Origin of the sequence: Streptomyces sp. BA2 (assembly GCF_009769735.1) — a bacterium.
In the GTDB taxonomy this organism is placed as follows: Bacteria; Actinomycetota; Actinomycetes; order Streptomycetales; family Streptomycetaceae; genus Streptomyces.
Genome location: NZ_WSRO01000002.1, coordinates 5,848,611 through 5,863,691 on the forward strand (window position 1 = coordinate 5,848,611; position 15,081 = coordinate 5,863,691).

At 70.5% G+C, this 15,081-nt stretch carries 16 protein-coding genes; 7 read left to right on the plus strand and 9 right to left on the minus strand.

The genetic code is table 11. The annotated features are described in order from the left end of the window. Positions 1 to 642, minus strand: coding sequence for a ClpP family protease (locus E5671_RS29240; RefSeq protein ID WP_160506878.1), 642 nt, complete (start codon positions 640 to 642; stop codon positions 1 to 3). A 216-nt stretch (positions 643 to 858) separates the two neighbouring features. Here E5671_RS29240 and E5671_RS29245 point away from each other — a divergent pair, with 216 nt between their 5' ends. After that, a complete protein-coding gene (locus E5671_RS29245; RefSeq protein ID WP_160506879.1) occupies positions 859 to 1,305 on the plus strand; it encodes an ester cyclase in 447 nt (148 codons plus the stop codon). A gap of 46 nt (positions 1,306 to 1,351) precedes the next feature. On the opposite strand, the gene msrA is transcribed toward E5671_RS29245, so the two are convergent. Beyond that, positions 1,352 to 2,056 carry a peptide-methionine (S)-S-oxide reductase MsrA gene (gene msrA, locus E5671_RS29250; RefSeq protein WP_160510482.1) on the minus strand — a complete coding sequence of 235 codons (705 nt, stop codon included), beginning with the start codon at positions 2,054 to 2,056 and terminating at the stop codon, positions 1,352 to 1,354. A gap of 92 nt (positions 2,057 to 2,148) precedes the next feature. Beyond that, on the minus strand, positions 2,149 to 3,267 hold the full coding sequence (locus E5671_RS29255) for a hypothetical protein (RefSeq protein ID WP_160506880.1): 1,119 nt from the start codon (positions 3,265 to 3,267) through the stop codon (positions 2,149 to 2,151). 90 nt (positions 3,268 to 3,357) lie between these two features. On the opposite strand from E5671_RS29255, the gene E5671_RS29260 reads away from it, so the two are divergent. Then, positions 3,358 to 4,512, plus strand: coding sequence for a cystathionine gamma-synthase (locus E5671_RS29260; RefSeq protein WP_160506881.1), 1,155 nt, complete (start codon positions 3,358 to 3,360; stop codon positions 4,510 to 4,512). Positions 4,513 to 4,528: 16 nt separating this feature from the next. Here E5671_RS29260 and E5671_RS29265 read toward each other — a convergent pair whose 3' ends face one another. The 3 genes from E5671_RS29265 to E5671_RS29275 all read right to left on the minus strand — a co-directional run bounded on the left by E5671_RS29265 (position 4,529) and on the right by E5671_RS29275 (position 5,829). Then, the gene (locus E5671_RS29265; protein WP_160506882.1) at positions 4,529 to 4,783 is read right to left on the minus strand and encodes a hypothetical protein; all 255 of its coding nucleotides are present in this window, start codon (positions 4,781 to 4,783) and stop codon (positions 4,529 to 4,531) included. Further along, positions 4,780 to 5,262, minus strand: coding sequence for a sigma factor-like helix-turn-helix DNA-binding protein (locus tag E5671_RS29270; protein WP_336605878.1), 483 nt, complete (start codon positions 5,260 to 5,262; stop codon positions 4,780 to 4,782). The genes E5671_RS29265 and E5671_RS29270 overlap by 4 nt, the downstream gene beginning before the upstream one ends. Before the next feature lie 63 nt (positions 5,263 to 5,325). Next, positions 5,326 to 5,829 carry a MarR family winged helix-turn-helix transcriptional regulator gene (locus tag E5671_RS29275; RefSeq protein WP_160506884.1) on the minus strand — a complete coding sequence of 168 codons (504 nt, stop codon included), beginning with the start codon at positions 5,827 to 5,829 and terminating at the stop codon, positions 5,326 to 5,328. A gap of 145 nt (positions 5,830 to 5,974) precedes the next feature. Here E5671_RS29275 and ilvA point away from each other — a divergent pair, with 145 nt between their 5' ends. The 3 genes from ilvA (at position 5,975) to E5671_RS29290 (ending at position 9,304) form a co-directional block, all read left to right on the plus strand. After that, positions 5,975 to 7,204 (plus strand): threonine ammonia-lyase, encoded by a 1,230-nt coding sequence (gene ilvA / locus E5671_RS29280; RefSeq protein WP_160506885.1) that lies wholly within the window; start codon positions 5,975 to 5,977, stop codon positions 7,202 to 7,204. Between the two features lie 241 nt (positions 7,205 to 7,445). After that, the gene (locus E5671_RS29285) at positions 7,446 to 8,456 is read left to right on the plus strand and encodes an ATP-binding cassette domain-containing protein (protein ID WP_160506886.1); all 1,011 of its coding nucleotides are present in this window, start codon (positions 7,446 to 7,448) and stop codon (positions 8,454 to 8,456) included. Next, positions 8,453 to 9,304 (plus strand): ABC transporter permease, encoded by an 852-nt coding sequence (locus E5671_RS29290; protein ID WP_160506887.1) that lies wholly within the window; start codon positions 8,453 to 8,455, stop codon positions 9,302 to 9,304. The genes E5671_RS29285 and E5671_RS29290 overlap by 4 nt, the downstream gene beginning before the upstream one ends. 129 nt (positions 9,305 to 9,433) lie before the next feature. Here E5671_RS29290 and greA read toward each other — a convergent pair whose 3' ends face one another. Continuing rightward, on the minus strand, positions 9,434 to 9,931 hold the full coding sequence (greA, locus tag E5671_RS29295; protein ID WP_160506888.1) for a transcription elongation factor GreA: 498 nt from the start codon (positions 9,929 to 9,931) through the stop codon (positions 9,434 to 9,436). A 222-nt stretch (positions 9,932 to 10,153) separates the two neighbouring features. Then, complete coding sequence (locus tag E5671_RS29300; protein ID WP_160506889.1) at positions 10,154 to 10,561, minus strand: DUF4307 domain-containing protein; 408 nt, start codon at positions 10,559 to 10,561, stop codon at positions 10,154 to 10,156. A gap of 112 nt (positions 10,562 to 10,673) precedes the next feature. On the opposite strand from E5671_RS29300, the gene mca reads away from it, so the two are divergent. Then, entirely contained in the window at positions 10,674 to 11,555 is an 882-nt protein-coding gene (gene mca / locus E5671_RS29305) for a mycothiol conjugate amidase Mca (protein ID WP_160506890.1), read from the plus strand. Further along, positions 11,548 to 11,793, plus strand: a complete 246-nt coding sequence (locus E5671_RS29310) for a hypothetical protein (RefSeq protein ID WP_160506891.1) — start codon at positions 11,548 to 11,550, stop codon at positions 11,791 to 11,793. The genes mca and E5671_RS29310 overlap by 8 nt, the downstream gene beginning before the upstream one ends. Here the strand turns inward: E5671_RS29310 and E5671_RS29315 are convergent. Beyond that, positions 11,790 to 14,984 (minus strand): tetratricopeptide repeat protein, encoded by a 3,195-nt coding sequence (locus E5671_RS29315; protein ID WP_160506892.1) that lies wholly within the window; start codon positions 14,982 to 14,984, stop codon positions 11,790 to 11,792. The genes E5671_RS29310 and E5671_RS29315 overlap by 4 nt on opposite strands. Positions 14,985 to 15,081: the final 97 nt, after the last annotated feature.

A 15,081-nucleotide genomic window follows, 5' to 3' on the forward strand; every position in this document is an offset into this window, starting at 1 on the left:
TCAGACCCCCAGTCCCATACGCGGCTTCGACGCGGCGGGCCGCACGTCGGCGAGCGAGTCGAGCACCCGGTCGACCATCCCGTACTCCTTGGCCTGCTCGGCGGTGAACCACCGGTCGCGGTCACCGTCACGCGAGATGGTCTCCTCGCTCTGCCCGGTGTGCTCGGCGGTGATCCGCTCGACGGACTTCTTCGTGAACTCCAGGTTCTCGGCCTGGATCGCGATGTCGGCGGTGGTCCCGCCGATGCCGGCGGAGGGCTGGTGCATCATGATCCGCGCGTTGGGCAGGGCGTACCGCTTCCCCGCGGTCCCGACGGTCAACAGGAACTGCCCCATGCTGGCGGCGAACCCCATGGCGAGGGTCGACACGTCATTCGGGATCAGCCGCATGGTGTCGTAGATGGCGAGCCCAGCGGTGACGGATCCGCCCGGGCTGTTGATGTAGAGACTGATGTCGGTCCGCGGGTCCTCGGCGGACAGCAACAGCATCTGCGCGCACACGCGATTCGCGGAAACCTCGTCGACCTGCGTCCCGAGGAAGATGATCCGCTGGGTCAGCAACTGCGCGGCCAGATGATCGTCGAACCGCGTCGAGGGGGTCTCGCCCTCGGAGGCTCGCGGGGCACTGCCGATGGTCGGCATCGTTGGTCCTCCTGACGGTGGGAGCGGCGGCTCTCCTGCGGGCCGCTGCCCGGTCCCCCCACCTTCGACCGCCCGCACCCGCCCCGTAAGGCTTCTTGCCCTGCAGCAGATTCGCTGACGGCAGAGCCATTCCCGGCCGGCCCGACCGCCGATCTGCTGGTGCGCCGCCGCGGTGGGAAAATGAGAGCGGGTGATCCTCAGTTGAAGAGGTGGATCATGGGACAGGCACGTGACGTCATGGACCGGCTCACGGATGCGCTCACCGCACACCCGGATCTGAAGGCCCTCGGCGAGCTGTATGCCGAGGACGCGGTCGCCCTCACCCCCGACGAGGGGGAGATACGCGGCCGCGACAACATCGTGGAGTACTGGCGGCAGATGACGGAGGCGGTCCCCGAGGCCACGTTCGAGACGCTGCACGCGTACGAGTCCGGCGACACGGCCATCGACGAGGGGTTCTTCAGCGGCAGGAACACCGGGCCGCTGCATCTGCCGTCCGGGGAGACCCTCCCCGCGACCCAGAAGGAGATCAGGATCCGCGGGGTGGACATCGCCACCGTGGCGGACGGCCGGATCGTCGATTACCGGCTCTACTTCGACGAGATGGACTTCCTCGGGCAGCTGGGAATGCTGCCCGAGGAACCGTCCGACGAACCGTCCTGAGAACGCTTGCCCGGCGCCCGCTTGCCCGTCGCCGCTGACCCTGCCGCTACTCCGCCGTGGGAGCGGGAGCGATCCCTGTCGGGCAGGCCCGGCCCCAGTTCGTCTCCGAGGGGCTGTCCAGCTGCAGGCCAGTGCCGCCGATGCCGCAGTAGCCGTCGGGGTTCTTGTCCAGGTACTGCTGGTGGTAGCCCTCGGCAGGCCAGAACGGGCGGGGGGCCGCCGGGAGGATCGTGGTCGTGATCGTGCCGTGGCCCGCCTTGGTGAGCACCTGCTGGTACGCGTCCAGGGACGCCACGGCCGCCGCCTCCTGGTCAGCGGAGTGCGTGTAGATCGCCGAGCGGTACTGCGTGCCCACGTCGTTGCCCTGGCGGAAGCCCTGTGTGGGGTTGTGGGACTCCCAGAAGAGCTTGAGGAGCTCCGCGTACGAGACCTGGGTCGGGTCGAAGACCACGCGGACCACCTCCGCGTGGCCCGTCAGGCCCGAGCAGACCTCCTCGTAGGAAGGGTTCTCCGTGTAGCCGCCCTGATAGCCGACGTACGTCGTCCAGACGCCCTCCGTCTGCCAGAACTTGCGCTCCGCGCCCCAGAAGCAGCCGAGCCCGAAGTCCGCGATCTCCAGGCCGTCGGGGTACGGGCCCAGGAGCGGGTTGCCGAGGACCGTGTGGCGGGACGGGACCTCGAATTCGGGGGTCGCTCGGCCCTTCAGGGCCTGCTCGGGGGTGGGGAGCTCGGGCGTACGGCCGAAGAGCATCGGGCTGTCCTCCAGGAGGGTGGAGCGGGCGGGGCTGGGTGTGCGGCTCATACGTCAACGTGTGCGGGGCGAGGCGCATTCCGCGGCCGGGCTCAGTGCGGCAGTGTCGCCGGGCTGCCGCCGTTCGCTTCGTAGCCCCCCACCGCCAGTGCGCGGTACACCGCGTAGTCCGCGGCCGGGTCGGACGAGACCGTCCAGGGCAGGGCGCCGACGTGGCCGTCCACGTGGATCAGCTGGTTCATCGCCTCCGCCCAGCGCTCGCTGCGGACCAGGAAGAAGACCAGCAGGTGCCGCACGTGCGCCAGCATCGGGTCGTCCGGGCGGGCCGAGTGCACCGCGTACAGCGCGCCCTCCACCGCCTTCGTGACGGTCTCGCTCTCGTAGAAACCACGGACCAGATTGACCTCGGGCAGGTGCTCGTACACCGCGAAGAGCGGGAGCGCGGAGAGGAGCGAGCCCTTGGGGGCGCGGGCCGCCGCGGCCTCCGCGAAGTTGTTCGCAAGGTCACGCGAGCCGTGCCACTTCTCGCACCAGTAGTGCAGGGCCGCCAGATGCGCCCCCATGTGCGCGGGCGCGCGGTCCAGGATCTTCAGCCACAGCTGCTCGAACTCCTCGCGCGGATACGCGAGGCCGCGCGCGATCGAGAGCTCGATGATGTACGGGACAGGGTCACCGGGGGAGAGGAGCGCCGCCTGCGCGCAGGCCTCCTTCGCCTCCTCCAGGATGATCCGGAACTCGTCCGTCCCGGACGTGGAGGACCGCCAGGCCTGCTGGACCAGGAACTCGGCGTGCACCGCCGCGCCGCCCGCGTCCTTGGGCGCCTCGGCCCGCCACACCCGCAGCCACTGCCCGCCGGGCTGGTCGCTGACCCCGCCGGGCCGCTTCTGCAGCTCCAGGGACGCGGCGCCCGCGAACGCCTGCACGCGCTGCCAGCGCACCTCGCCGTGCACCTCCGTGCCCGCGAGCAGCTGCGAGGCCGCCTTCCAGCTCTGCGACTGCTGGACCACGTCCAGGACGTCCAGGAGGTCGCGGTCCGGGCCCGGCATGCGGATGTCCAGCTCTTCCTGACGCGCGAAGCCGTAGTCCGCCGGGTCCGCGGCGTCCGGTGAACCGGGGGCGACCTGCCGGATTCCGCCGCGCCTGCGCAGCAGGATGGGGCCGAGCACCGCCCCGATCATGATCGCTGCCATCAGCACCCAGAGAATCTCCATGAGTACAAGCGAACCAGACTGGTCTGACACTTGGCGAACCAGTCTCGAACTAGCCGGGCCTTCCCCCGTCCCGGACTAGGCTCTGGCCACATGAGTGACAGCTTCAGCAGCCAGAGTTTCGAGACCGTCGCGATCCACGCGGGAAATACCGCCGACCCGCTCACCGGCGCGGTCGTGCCGCCGATCTATCAGGTGTCGACGTACAAGCAGGACGGCGTCGGCGGGCTGCGCGGCGGCTATGAGTACAGCCGCAGCGCCAACCCCACCCGCACCGCCCTTGAGGAGAACCTGGCCGCGCTCGAGGGCGGCAGGCGCGGGCTCGCCTTCGCGTCGGGTCTCGCCGCGGAGGACTGCCTCCTGCGTACGCTGCTCGCCCCCGGTGACCACGTGGTCATCCCCAATGACGCGTACGGCGGCACGTTCCGGCTCTTCGCGAAGGTCGTCTCGCGGTGGGGCGTGGAGTGGTCGGTCGCCGACACCTCCGACCCGGCGGCGGTACGGGCCGCGGTGACCGACCGTACGAAGGCGATCTGGGTGGAGACCCCCTCCAACCCGCTGCTCGGCATCACGGACATCGCCGCCGTCGCGCAGGTCGCCAAGGAGACGGGGGCCCGGCTCGTCGTCGACAACACCTTCGCGAGCCCCTACCTCCAGCAGCCGCTCGCGCTCGGCGCCGACGTCGTCGTGCACTCCCTGACGAAGTACATGGGCGGGCACTCGGACGTCGTGGGCGGCGCCCTTGTCGTCGGCGACCCGGAGCTGGGCGAGGAGCTGGCGTACCACCAGAACGCGATGGGCGCGGTGGCCGGGCCCTTCGACGCGTGGCTGGTCCTTCGCGGCATCAAGACGCTGGCCGTCCGGATGGACCGGCACAGCGAGAACGCGACGAAGATCGCCGAGATGCTGACGCGGCACGCGCGCGTGACGCGTGTCCTCTACCCGGGGCTTCCGGAGCACCCCGGTCACGAGACCGCGGCCAAGCAGATGAAGGCGTTCGGCGGGATGGTGTCCTTCCAGGTCGCCGGGGGCGAGGAGGCGGCGGTCGCCGTCTGCGACCGCGCGAAGCTGTTCACCCTGGGGGAGTCGCTCGGCGGTGTGGAGTCCCTGATCGAGCACCCGGGGCGGATGACGCACGCCTCTGTGGCGGGCTCCGCCCTTGAGGTCCCCGCGGACCTGGTGCGCCTCTCGGTGGGCATCGAGTCCGCGGACGACCTGCTGGCCGACCTGCAGCAGGCGCTGGGCTAGAAGAGACCGCGCACGATCACCAGCGGGTGAGCGGTGGAGTCGTCTCCGAAGGCGGCTCCACCCAGGGCTGCTCGACGGACGCCCAGACCACGAAGGCGATCGCCGCGACGAGCAGCATGAGCCACAGGAGCCGGCGAAGCGCCCTTCTGCGGCGCAGCATGCGGCCGCCGCGGCGGACCGCCTCCTCGTAGAGCTCGGGCGGGGCCGAGGGTGGCGTGCCGCCGTCAAGGAGCTGGCGGACCTCGCTCGCTTTGCGGTCGTAGTGGTTCATGACGGGGCCGCCTCCCCCAGGGGAGCCGTCGGCGCGGGGCCGCGCGGCGGGTGCAGGACCGTCTCCATCGCGCGGACGCAGATCGTCTCCACCCGGTCGGTGGGGAGGCCGAGCAGCGCCGCGGTCTGTTCCTCGGCGACGCCTTCGTAGAGCCGCAGTACGAGAATCAGCCGCTCCTGGGGCGTGAGGCGGGCCAGGACGCCGCCGTGGCCGCGGTGCCGGCGCCAGGCCCCGCGTGCGAAGCGGATGGCCAGCTGCTGGCGGGTGCGGTCGTACGGGTCCTCGCCGCGCATCCGGTCCCAGGCCGCGTACGAGTGTGCGAGGGACGCGGTCAGCAGGGCACGCGCGCGTGGGTTGGCGTCCGGCGGCTCGGCGGTGAGCAGCGTCGCGGCATGCAGCAGCCGCCCTGCCGCGCCCGCGACGAACGCCTCGAACTCCCGGGCCCGGCGGGCGTTCAGGAACGCCTGCCGTTCGCGCACCGCGCCTCCCGCCTGGAGGGGACGGGCCCCTGGTCTCATATGAGGCCAGGCGCAGGGCAGAGGTCAAGACTCAGGCGCGTCCGGCGTCGACTGCGAGGTCTGGCGGGCGGAGAGCGCGGAATTGAAGCGCGTGAGGAGCGTGCAGAAGCTTTCGCGCTCCTCCGGGGACCAGTCATCGGTCAGCTCGGCCATGAGGTCACGCCGCGAGGACCGCACTTCGTTGAGGCGCGCCTCGCCGCGCGGCGACAGCTGGAGCACCACGGCGCGGCCGTCCTCGGGGTGCGAGGTGCGCTTGACGAGCCCGGTGTCGACCAGTGGGGCGACCTGCCGGGTGACCGTCGAGGAGTCGATGCCCATGCTCGCCGCGAGCGCTTTGACGCCCATCGGCCCCTCCTTGTCGAGGCGGTTGAGCAGCAGGTACGCAGCGCGGTCCATGGAGTTGCGGACCTGTCCTACGCCGCCGAGGCGCGTCTGCTCCGCACGGCGGGCGAACACGGCCACCTGGTGCTGCAGCGTGTCGAGGAGGCCGGGATCGCTGGCGGTCGTCATGTCCGGAGTTGTGGGCATGGCCGGGGGCTCACTTCATGCGAGGGCGATGGGTTGGGGGACAGGGTACGCGGCCGGGACGCGGGGCGTACCAGCGCTGCGCAAACCAGTCTCGGCACGTGGTCACCGCAGGAGGGCCCCGGTGTGAACTGGGAGACTGGGGGTCATGAGCTACCGCACGCCTCACTCCTTGCCGACGGTCACCCTCGACGACGTGCGCGGTGCCCAGAAGATGCTCTCAGGCGTGTCCAGAATGACGGCGATGGAGGGCAGCAGGCACCTGTCGCAGCTGGTGGGCGCGCCGGTGCACTTCAAGTGCGAGAACCTCCAGCGGACGGGCTCGTTCAAGCTGCGCGGCGCGTACGTACGGATCGCGGGCCTGCTCCCCGAGGAGCGCGCTGCCGGTGTGGTCGCCGCGAGCGCGGGCAACCACGCGCAGGGTGTGGCCCTCGCGTCCTCCCTGCTCGGCGTGCGGTCCACGGTCTTCATGCCGGTGGGCGCGCCGCTGCCCAAGGTCGCCGCGACCCGCGACTACGGCGCGGAGGTGCGGCTGCACGGCCAGGTGGTCGACGAGACGCTGGCCGCCGCCCAGGAGTACGCCGACGAGACGGGCGCGGTATTCATCCACCCCTTCGATCACCCCGACATCATCGCGGGGCAGGGCACGGTGGGCCTGGAGATCCTGGAGCAGTGCCCCGAGCTGCGCACCCTGGTCCTTGGCGTCGGCGGCGGCGGGCTCGCCGCGGGCATCGCGGTGGCGGTCAAGTCGCTGCGCCCCGACGTCAAGGTGATCGGCGTGCAGGCGGCGGGCTCGGCGGCGTACCCGCCCTCGCTCGCGGCCGGGCACCCGGTGTCGATAGAGAACCCGGCGACGATGGCCGACGGCATCAAGGTCGGGCGCCCCGGTGACGTGCCGTTCCAGATCATCGACGAGCTGCTCGACGGCATCGTCACCGTCTCCGAGGACGAGCTGTCCAGCGCGCTGCTGCTCTGCCTGGAGCGGGCCAAGATGGTCGTCGAGCCGGCGGGCGCGAGCCCCGTCGCGGCGCTCCTGAGCAGGCCGAGGGAGTTCGAGGGCCCGGTGGTCGCGCTCCTGTCGGGCGGCAATGTCGACCCCCTCCTGATGCAGCGGATCCTGCGCCACGGCATGGCGGCGGCTGGCCGCTATCTCTCGCTGCGCCTGCGCCTGACGGACCGGCCGGGGGCGCTGGCCACGCTTCTCGGGGTGTTGTCAGTGGTCGACGCTAACGTCCTTGACGTGGGCCATGTGCGGACCGATCCGCGCCTCGGACTCACGGAGGTGGAGGTGGAGTTGCACCTGGAGACCAAGGGGCCCGCGCACTGCACCGAGGTCGGGACGGCACTGCGCGAGGCGGGCTACACCGTCATCGGCTGACGGCCACGCCTCCGCAGGGCGGCCGCGGCGGGCGGCCGCGGTGGGCGGCCCCGGTGAAAATCCCCTACATCAGGCGCCGTTCACCGCTATTTTGCGTTATCCACAGGCTTCGCGAACCCCGTTGAAAAAACGCGATGTATCGCGTTACGGTGCGTCTCGCGTCACTGGTCGCCGGGCGCGTCATACCCGGCAAATCTAAGCTTTTCCGTAGTAAGTCACCCAAACCACTGGGGGAACTCACATGCCAGGCGCCATCTACGCCGAAGGACTGGTGAAGACCTTCGGCGACGTAAGGGCTCTGGACGGCGTCGATCTGGATGTCCCGGAAGGCACCGTGCTCGGCCTCCTCGGGCCGAACGGCGCGGGCAAGACCACTGCGGTGCGCTGTCTGACGACGCTTCTGACGCCGGACAGCGGCCGTGCGGTCGTCGCGGGCATCGACGTACTGAAGCATCCGAACGAAGTGCGGCGGTCGATCGGCCTCTCGGGCCAGTTCGCCGCCGTCGACGAGTACCTCACGGGCCGCGAGAACCTCCAAATGGTCGGCCAGCTCTACCAGATGAAGGCGAAGGAGGCGAAGGCCAGGGCGGGCGAGCTGCTCGACCGGTTCAATCTCGCCGACGCCGCGGACCGCCCCTCCAAGACGTATTCGGGAGGCATGCGCCGCCGCCTCGACCTCGCCGCCGCGCTCGTCGTGTCGCCCCCGGTGATGTTCATGGACGAGCCGACCACGGGCCTCGACCCGCGCAACAGGCAGCAGCTCTGGGAGGTCATCCAGGAACTGGTGTCGGGCGGCACGACCCTGCTGCTCACCACCCAGTACCTCGAAGAGGCCGACCACCTGGCGCACGACATCTGCGTCGTGGACCACGGCCGGGTCATCGCGCGCGGCACATCCGACCAGCTCAAGGCGCAGACGGGCGGCGAGCGGGTCGAGGTCGTGGTGCACGAGCGCGCGCACATCACCTCGGCCACGGAGGTCCTGCGCGGCTTCGGCAAGGGCGAGGTCGCCGTCGAGAACCACACCCGCAAGCTCACGGTCCCGGTCGCGGGCGGCGCCAAGCTGCTCGCCGAGGTCATCCGCGAGCTGGACGCCCGCGGGGTCGAGATCGACGACATCGGGCTGCGCCGCCCGACCCTGGACGACGTGTTCATCTCGCTGACCGGCCACGTGGCCGAGGTGGCGAACGGCGAGAACGGCGAGAACGGCGAGATCGGCGAGAACGTCAAAGACACGGAGGGCGCGAAGTGAGCGCGACAACCGAAGCGGTCCGGAATGTGGCCCCCAGGCCGCGCGGCGGCGTCGTCCAGTCGATCAACGACTCGCTCGTCGTCGCCAAGCGCAATCTCATCCGCATGACGCGCATCCCGGAGATGATCATCTTCGGCCTGATCCAGCCGATCATGTTCGTGGTGCTCTTCGCCTACGTCTTCGGCGGCTCGATGAACATCGGGGGCACCACGGACCCCGGCGTCTACCGCGAGTTCCTGATGGCCGGCATCTTCGCCCAGACCGTCACCTTCGCCACCGCGGGTGCCGGCGCGGGCATCGCCGACGACATGCACAAGGGGCTCATCGACCGGTTCCGGTCGCTGCCCATGGCGCGCGGCGCCGTCCTCACCGGCCGGACCATCGCCGACCTCGTGCAGACCGCGCTCACCCTCGTCGTGCTCGCGATCGTCGCGCTCCTGGTCGGCTGGCGGGTCCACGAGGGGATCGGCAAGGCGATCGGCGCCTTCGGCCTGCTTCTCCTGCTCGGCTATGCCTTCACCTGGATCGGAGCGCTCATCGGCCTCTCGGTCCGCACCCCGGAGGCGGCCACATCGGGCGGCCTGATCTGGCTCTTCCCGGTCACGTTCATCTCGAACGCCTTCGTCCCCACGGACAACATGGCCACGTGGATCCAGACCATCGCCGACTGGAACCCCTTCAGCGCCACCGTCCAGGCCTGCCGCGAGCTGTTCGGCAACCCCGGAGTGGTCGACTCCTCGGCCTGGCCCATGCAGCACCCGGTCTGGGCCTCGGTGATCTACTCGATCCTGATCGTCGTGCTCTTCCGGACCCTCGCGGTCCGCAAGTACCGCTCGGCCACCGCCTGAGCCCAGGCACGCTAAAGGCCCCAGGCACGCTAAAGGCCCCAGGCACGCGAAAGGCCCCAGGCACGCGAAAGGTCCCCGGCGCACTCGGCGCCGGGGACCTTTCGCGTCAACCGAAGAAGCCGAGCGGCCTCAGGCCTGGTACGGCTTCGCCTGGAGGATCTTCACCGAGGCGAACTTGCCGTTCGGCAGTTCGTACTGCGCGTCCTCGCCGATCTTCTTGCCGTTCACGCCGCTGCCGAGCGGGGACTGCGGCGAATACGTCTCGATATCGGCGCTCGCGTACTCGCGCGAGGCGAGCAGGAACGTCAGGGTGTCGTCCTCGTCGCCGTCGAAAGCGATCGTCACGACCATGCCGGGCGCGACCATGCCGTCCGCGGCCGGCGCCTCGCCGACCTTCGCATGCTCCAGGAGCTGGGTCAGCTGGCGGACGCGGAGCTCCTGCTTGCCCTGCTCCTCCTTGGCCGCGTGGTACCCGCCGTTCTCGCGCAGGTCGCCCTCCTCACGTGCCGCCGCGATCTTCGTAGCGATCTCGGTGCGCGCGGGACCAGACAGGTACTCCAGCTCGGCCTTGAGCTGGTTGTACGCCTCCTGGGTCAGCCAGGTGACGTTCTCGCTGGTCTGGGTCACAGGTGCTCCTCGTAGGTACTGGGAATACAAAGCATCGCCCTACCCAGAAGGATGTTCCCTAACGGGTGGGCGAAACCACGAGCCTAACAATTCAGGCGCGTGAGGGGGAGGACATAAGCCATCAGAAATACGTCAACGCAGGTGAGAGCCGGTACAACGGGGGCGTCGTTCGGTCAGCGTGACGCAAGGGACGCTCCGAGGCGCAGCCCACGACGGCCGCGGTCAGTCCGAGTGGCAGCCGAGCAGCTCCGCGCTCGTCCCGCGCGCCTTCGTACGCAGCGTGACGACCTTGTCGATCCGGCCGTCGTTCTGGTCGAAGCGGAAGTCCGCGCGACCCACTTCTTCGCCGTCCTCAGCCTGTGAGCGCACGGTGCAGTAGCCCTTGGCGTCCGCGTCCTTGCGCACCTCCAGGTGCACCTCGACCGCGCTTGCGGAGACGACGTCGAACTTGATCACTTCGCCGCTGACCTTCGTGCCGGACACGTAGTCGTATCCGAACCAGCCGATCATCAGGAGGAAGAGCGCACCGAGGACCCCACCGATGATCTTCAGCTTGCGGTCCGCGCGTTCGTCGGCCGAGCGTGCGCGGTCGTACCGCCCCTCGGGGAGCTTGTCGCTCACGGCGGCCATGATCTTCCTCCAGGAAAAGGGATGCCGGAATTTTCCGCCCCCCGGTTCCGTCACTATAGAAGCCGCCCATTGCGCCATATCGACCAGGGCGCCGGATCATGAGGATCGAGTCTTGACTGAGCAGCTGCGACTGATGGCCGTCCACGCCCACCCCGACGACGAGTCGTCGAAGGGCGCGGCCACCATGGCCAAGTACGTGTCCGAGGGGGTGGACGTGCATGTCGTGACCTGCACGGGCGGGGAGCGCGGCGACATCCTCAACCCCAAGCTCCAGGGTGACAAGTACATCCAGGAGAACATCCACGAGGTGCGCAGGAAGGAGATGGACGAGGCCCGCGAGATCCTCGGCGTCAAGCAGGACTGGCTCGGCTTCGTCGATTCGGGTCTGCCCGAGGGCGACCCGCTGCCGCCGCTGCCCGAGGGCTGCTTCGCCCTGGAGGACGTCGACAAGGCGGCCGGTGAGCTCGTCCGGCAGATCCGCTCCTTCCGTCCGCAGGTCATCACGACGTACGACGAGAACGGCGGCTATCCGCACCCCGACCACATCATGACCCACAAGATCACGATGGTGGCCTTCGACGGTGCCGCGGACGCCGAGAAGTACCCGGAGAGCGAGTTCGGCCCGGTCTTCCAGCCGCAGAAGCTCTACTACAACCAGGGCTTCAACCGTCCCCGCACCGAGGCGCTGCACCAGGCGATGCTCGACAAGGGCCTGGAGTCGCCCTACGGGGACTGGCTGAAGCGGTGGGACGAGTTCGAGCGGGTCGAGCGGACGCTGACCACGCACGTTCCCTGCGCCGACTTCTACGAGGTCCGCGACCGGGCGCTGATCGCGCACGCCACGCAGATCGACCCCGAGGGCGGCTGGTTCCGCGTGCCGATGGAGCTCCAGAAGGAGGTCTGGCCCACGGAGGAGTACGAGCTCGCGAAGTCGCTCGTCGATACATCCCTCCCCGAGGACGACCTCTTTGCGGGCATCCGCGACAATGCCTAGCGTGAACGCACATCTGGCAATGACGCATCTCGTCCCTCTCGCCAAAGAGGTCGACGATGACAAGGTGACCCCGGGTGTTCTCGGCTTCATCGTCTTCGCGGTGATGGCTCTCGCCGTCTGGGGGCTGATGAAGTCGATGAACAAGCACATGCGGAAGGTCGACTTCAAGGAACCCGCGGAGACCTCCGCCGGATCCGGTGACGGCAAGACCTCCGAGGCCGAGGCCCAGAAGAGCTAGCCCGCCTTCGTCACCGTCACTCCCATCACCTCTCGGGAGTGGCGGTTCGGCACCATGCCCAGGCGCCAGGCCTGCCAGCCCGACTCCAGGTCGGCGCCGCGCTCCAGGAGCAGGCCGAACGCCTCCATGTAGTCGTCCAGCTTGCCGTCGCGCGTCGGATGACCGGCGCGGGCCAGCTGGCTGAGCTCCTCGTGGGCGACGGCGGTGCCGATCTCCCAGCCGCCGGGCGACCCGTACGGCAGCAGGGTGCAGCGCAGGAAGCGGGCCCAGTCCTCGCCTCGCCGGTCGCCGTACGACGCGAACAGCGCCGCCGCCTCGTCGCACAGGGCGAGCGCCTGCTGGGCGCGCGTGTTCCCCGCGTCCACGACCGCGAGCTCCAGGCACGTCCACGCCTCGCCGTGCGCGACCCCGATGCGCTGGAAGTCGGCGCGGGCGTCCACCAGGAGCTGGCGGGCGAAGCCGGAGTTGCGCAGCGAACCCGTCTGGGCGGCGCGCTGGTCGCGGGTCACCCGCGCCGAGTGGTGCCGGGCGCAGGCCAGCCCGTACACGTCCCGCATCCGCGAGAACATCGTCCGCGAGCGCTCCAGCTCACGCACCGCCTGGTCCAGGCCGCCCGCCTCCTCCAGGGCTTGGCCCAGGTAGTAGGCGCTCCACGCCTCGCCGCGCGCGTCCTCGTTGTCACGGTGCCGGGAGACCGCCTGCCGCAGTCCGTCGACCGCGGCCGACGCGTCGCCGTCCACCAGGCGGGCCCGCGCCAGCTGCGTCAGGGCCCAGGCCTCGCCGCGGCCGTCACGCGTGCGCCCGTACAGGTCGAGGGCGCCCCGCAGCTGCTCCTCCGCGCGCGGTACGTCGCCCATGCGCAGGAAGAGCTGGCCGAGCTGGAAGTGCGCCCAGGCCTCGCCGTGCAGGGAGTCGTTCTCGCGGTGCAGGACGAGGGAGGTCTCCAGGAGGCCGAGGGCCTGGTTGAGGTTGGCGCGGTCCCGCTCCACCGCCGCGAGGGCGTGCATCGTCCAGGCGCGGTCACCGGCGAGCTCGTCGGGGGCCTGGAGATCGAGGGCCTCGCGCAGGCGCGCCGACGCCTCCGTCAGATTGCCCTGGTGGTGCAGCGTGATCCCCAGGGAGCACAGGGCGAGCGCGGCGCCCGCGTCCTGGTGCGCCTCCATGTACAGGTCCACGACCGACGTCAGGGTCGTCCGCGCCTGGTCGAGCTCGCCGAGCTGACGGGACGCGATGCCCGTGCGCCACCGCACGCTCCGTGAGAGAAGGCCCTGGTCGACGGCTTGCGTCAGTTCGCTGATCTCGCCCAGGCGGTAGAGGTCGCCGCGCAGCAGGCAGTAGTCGCAAAGTGCGCCCAGGAGATTGAGCACCGCCTCCTGGTTGACGCCCTCCGCGTGCCGCAGCGCCGCCGTGATGAAGCTCGACTCGTCGTCCAGCCAGCGCAGGGCCGCCTCCAGCGAGGAGAAGCCGTGCCCGTCGAACTGGCCGGCCCGCGTCGACATCTTGCCGTCGACCAGGCGGATCACCGACCCGGCGAGCTCGCTGTAGCTGACGATGAGACGTTCCTGCGCGGCCGTGCGCTCGCCGGGCTCCTCCTCGTCGATGAGGCGGGCGAGCGCGAAGGCGCGTACGAGATCGTGCAGGCGGTAGCGGCTGCCGCGCACGTGATCGACGAGGCCCGCGCGCGAGAGCGCGGTCAGCTGGCGGGCCGCTTCCGCCTCGTCGACGCCGAGCAGGGCAGCGGCGGCGGCCGCGCCCAGGGACGCGCGACCGGCGAGCGCGAGCCTGCGCAGAAGACGCCGCGCGGGCTCGGTCTGGTCGGTGTAGCGCAGCCACAGGACGCGCTCGACGGGCTCCACAGGGCCGTACGCGGCCAGATCGGCGGCCAGCTGCGTCGCCGTGCGCGAGCCGATCGAGGACCCGGCGGCGCGCAGGGCCAGCGGAAGCCCGCCGCACAACTCCCGCACCGCGTCGGCGGATTCGGCGTCGTAGGGACCGGAGGTGTCCTCGGCCGCCGCGCGCAGCAGGTGCTCGGCGCCCGCCGCGTCGAGCGGCTCCACCGGCAGCTGGTGCACCCAGGCGGGCAGGTCGGCGGGGAGTTCCAGAGGCTTGCGGGTGGTGACGAGGACGAGGCTGTCGGAGCGCTCGGGCACGAGGGTGCGCACCTGCTCCGGGTCGCTCGCGTCGTCGAGTACGACGGTCACCGCGAGCCCGGTCAGATACTGGTGGTAGAGCTCGCTGAGCCGCTTGACCTGCTGTTCCTGCGAGGAACGCTCACGGAAGAGGAGCTGCTCGCGCGGGGCGCCCAATCGATTCAGCAGATGCAGGAGCGCGTCCCGCGTCGACAGCGGCTGGGAGCTCTCGCCCCGCAGATCGACGACGCAGGCGCCCCGGAACTGGTCCCGCAGATCGTGCGCGGCCCGCACGGCGAGCGAGGACCGCCCGGAGCCCGGCACGCCGTGCAGCACGACGACGGTGGGCCGGGTCTCCGTGCTCGCCCGCGCGGCGTGCACCCACTGGGCCACACGGGCGAGCTCGGCCCGCCGCCCCGCGAACGGGCCCTCAGGCTGCGGCAGTTGGGTGAACGACTGCTCCAGTACGGTACGCCTGCGTGCCGCCGCGCTCTTGTCCGTGCCCCGCAGCTGCGGCGAGGTCTTCTTCTTGGTGGTGGGTGCCTGCAGCAGCCGCTGCTGGTCGAGGAAGGGCCGGATGCCCCGCACATCCAGGGCCGTCAGCCACTGGAGCCGCAGCTGCTCGGGCCCGCCGGGCTGGCTGATCGCACCGGCGCGGCGGCTGGCCGCGGGCAGGTGGGACGCGGTGACCTTCAGGACGGTGGTGGCCGCGCCGACGACGGCGACGGCGGCACCCGCGCCGAGCGCGGTCGACGCCCCGGTCCCGAGCGCGAGGTCGGCGACACACGCACCCACGGCCGCAACGACGGCCACGAGCAGGGGAGTTCCGGCCCCTTCCTTGGCATACCGCTGCCCGAAGGAGAGCTGACCGGCCTCCGCCTCGTCGACGGCCTGCGTATAAGCGGCGTACTCCTCGGCGGCGGTCTGCCCCATGTCCTCCAGCGCGCCCCGGGCCCGCGAGAGCAGCACGCCCCCGTCGATACGCCCGCCGGAGCGCCGTACCTCTTCTTCCACCGCCCGCACCAACAGCCGCTCGGCTTCGGCCCGATGGCTGTCCCGCATATGGGTCCCCCTCCGAGAGCAACATCTGAGATCAGCAGTCCCCTGCGGTCACAAGTGTCCTGCGTACGGGGCTCCGGCGCGAGGGACTCCGCGGATC

Coding starts and splice junctions, on each gene's coding strand:
- E5671_RS29240 (WP_160506878.1), bottom strand. CDS start 642: ATGCCGACCATCGGCAGTGCCCCGCGAGCCTCCGAGGGCGAGACCCCC.
- E5671_RS29245 (WP_160506879.1), top strand. CDS start 859: ATGGGACAGGCACGTGACGTCATGGACCGGCTCACGGATGCGCTCACC.
- msrA (WP_160510482.1), bottom strand. CDS start 2,056: ATGCTCTTCGGCCGTACGCCCGAGCTCCCCACCCCCGAGCAGGCCCTG.
- E5671_RS29255 (WP_160506880.1), bottom strand. CDS start 3,267: ATGGAGATTCTCTGGGTGCTGATGGCAGCGATCATGATCGGGGCGGTG.
- E5671_RS29260 (WP_160506881.1), top strand. CDS start 3,358: ATGAGTGACAGCTTCAGCAGCCAGAGTTTCGAGACCGTCGCGATCCAC.
- E5671_RS29265 (WP_160506882.1), bottom strand. CDS start 4,783: ATGAACCACTACGACCGCAAAGCGAGCGAGGTCCGCCAGCTCCTTGAC.
- E5671_RS29275 (WP_160506884.1), bottom strand. CDS start 5,829: ATGCCCACAACTCCGGACATGACGACCGCCAGCGATCCCGGCCTCCTC.
- ilvA (WP_160506885.1), top strand. CDS start 5,975: ATGAGCTACCGCACGCCTCACTCCTTGCCGACGGTCACCCTCGACGAC.
- E5671_RS29285 (WP_160506886.1), top strand. CDS start 7,446: ATGCCAGGCGCCATCTACGCCGAAGGACTGGTGAAGACCTTCGGCGAC.
- E5671_RS29300 (WP_160506889.1), bottom strand. CDS start 10,561: ATGGCCGCCGTGAGCGACAAGCTCCCCGAGGGGCGGTACGACCGCGCA.
- E5671_RS29310 (WP_160506891.1), top strand. CDS start 11,548: ATGCCTAGCGTGAACGCACATCTGGCAATGACGCATCTCGTCCCTCTC.
- E5671_RS29315 (WP_160506892.1), bottom strand. CDS start 14,984: ATGCGGGACAGCCATCGGGCCGAAGCCGAGCGGCTGTTGGTGCGGGCG.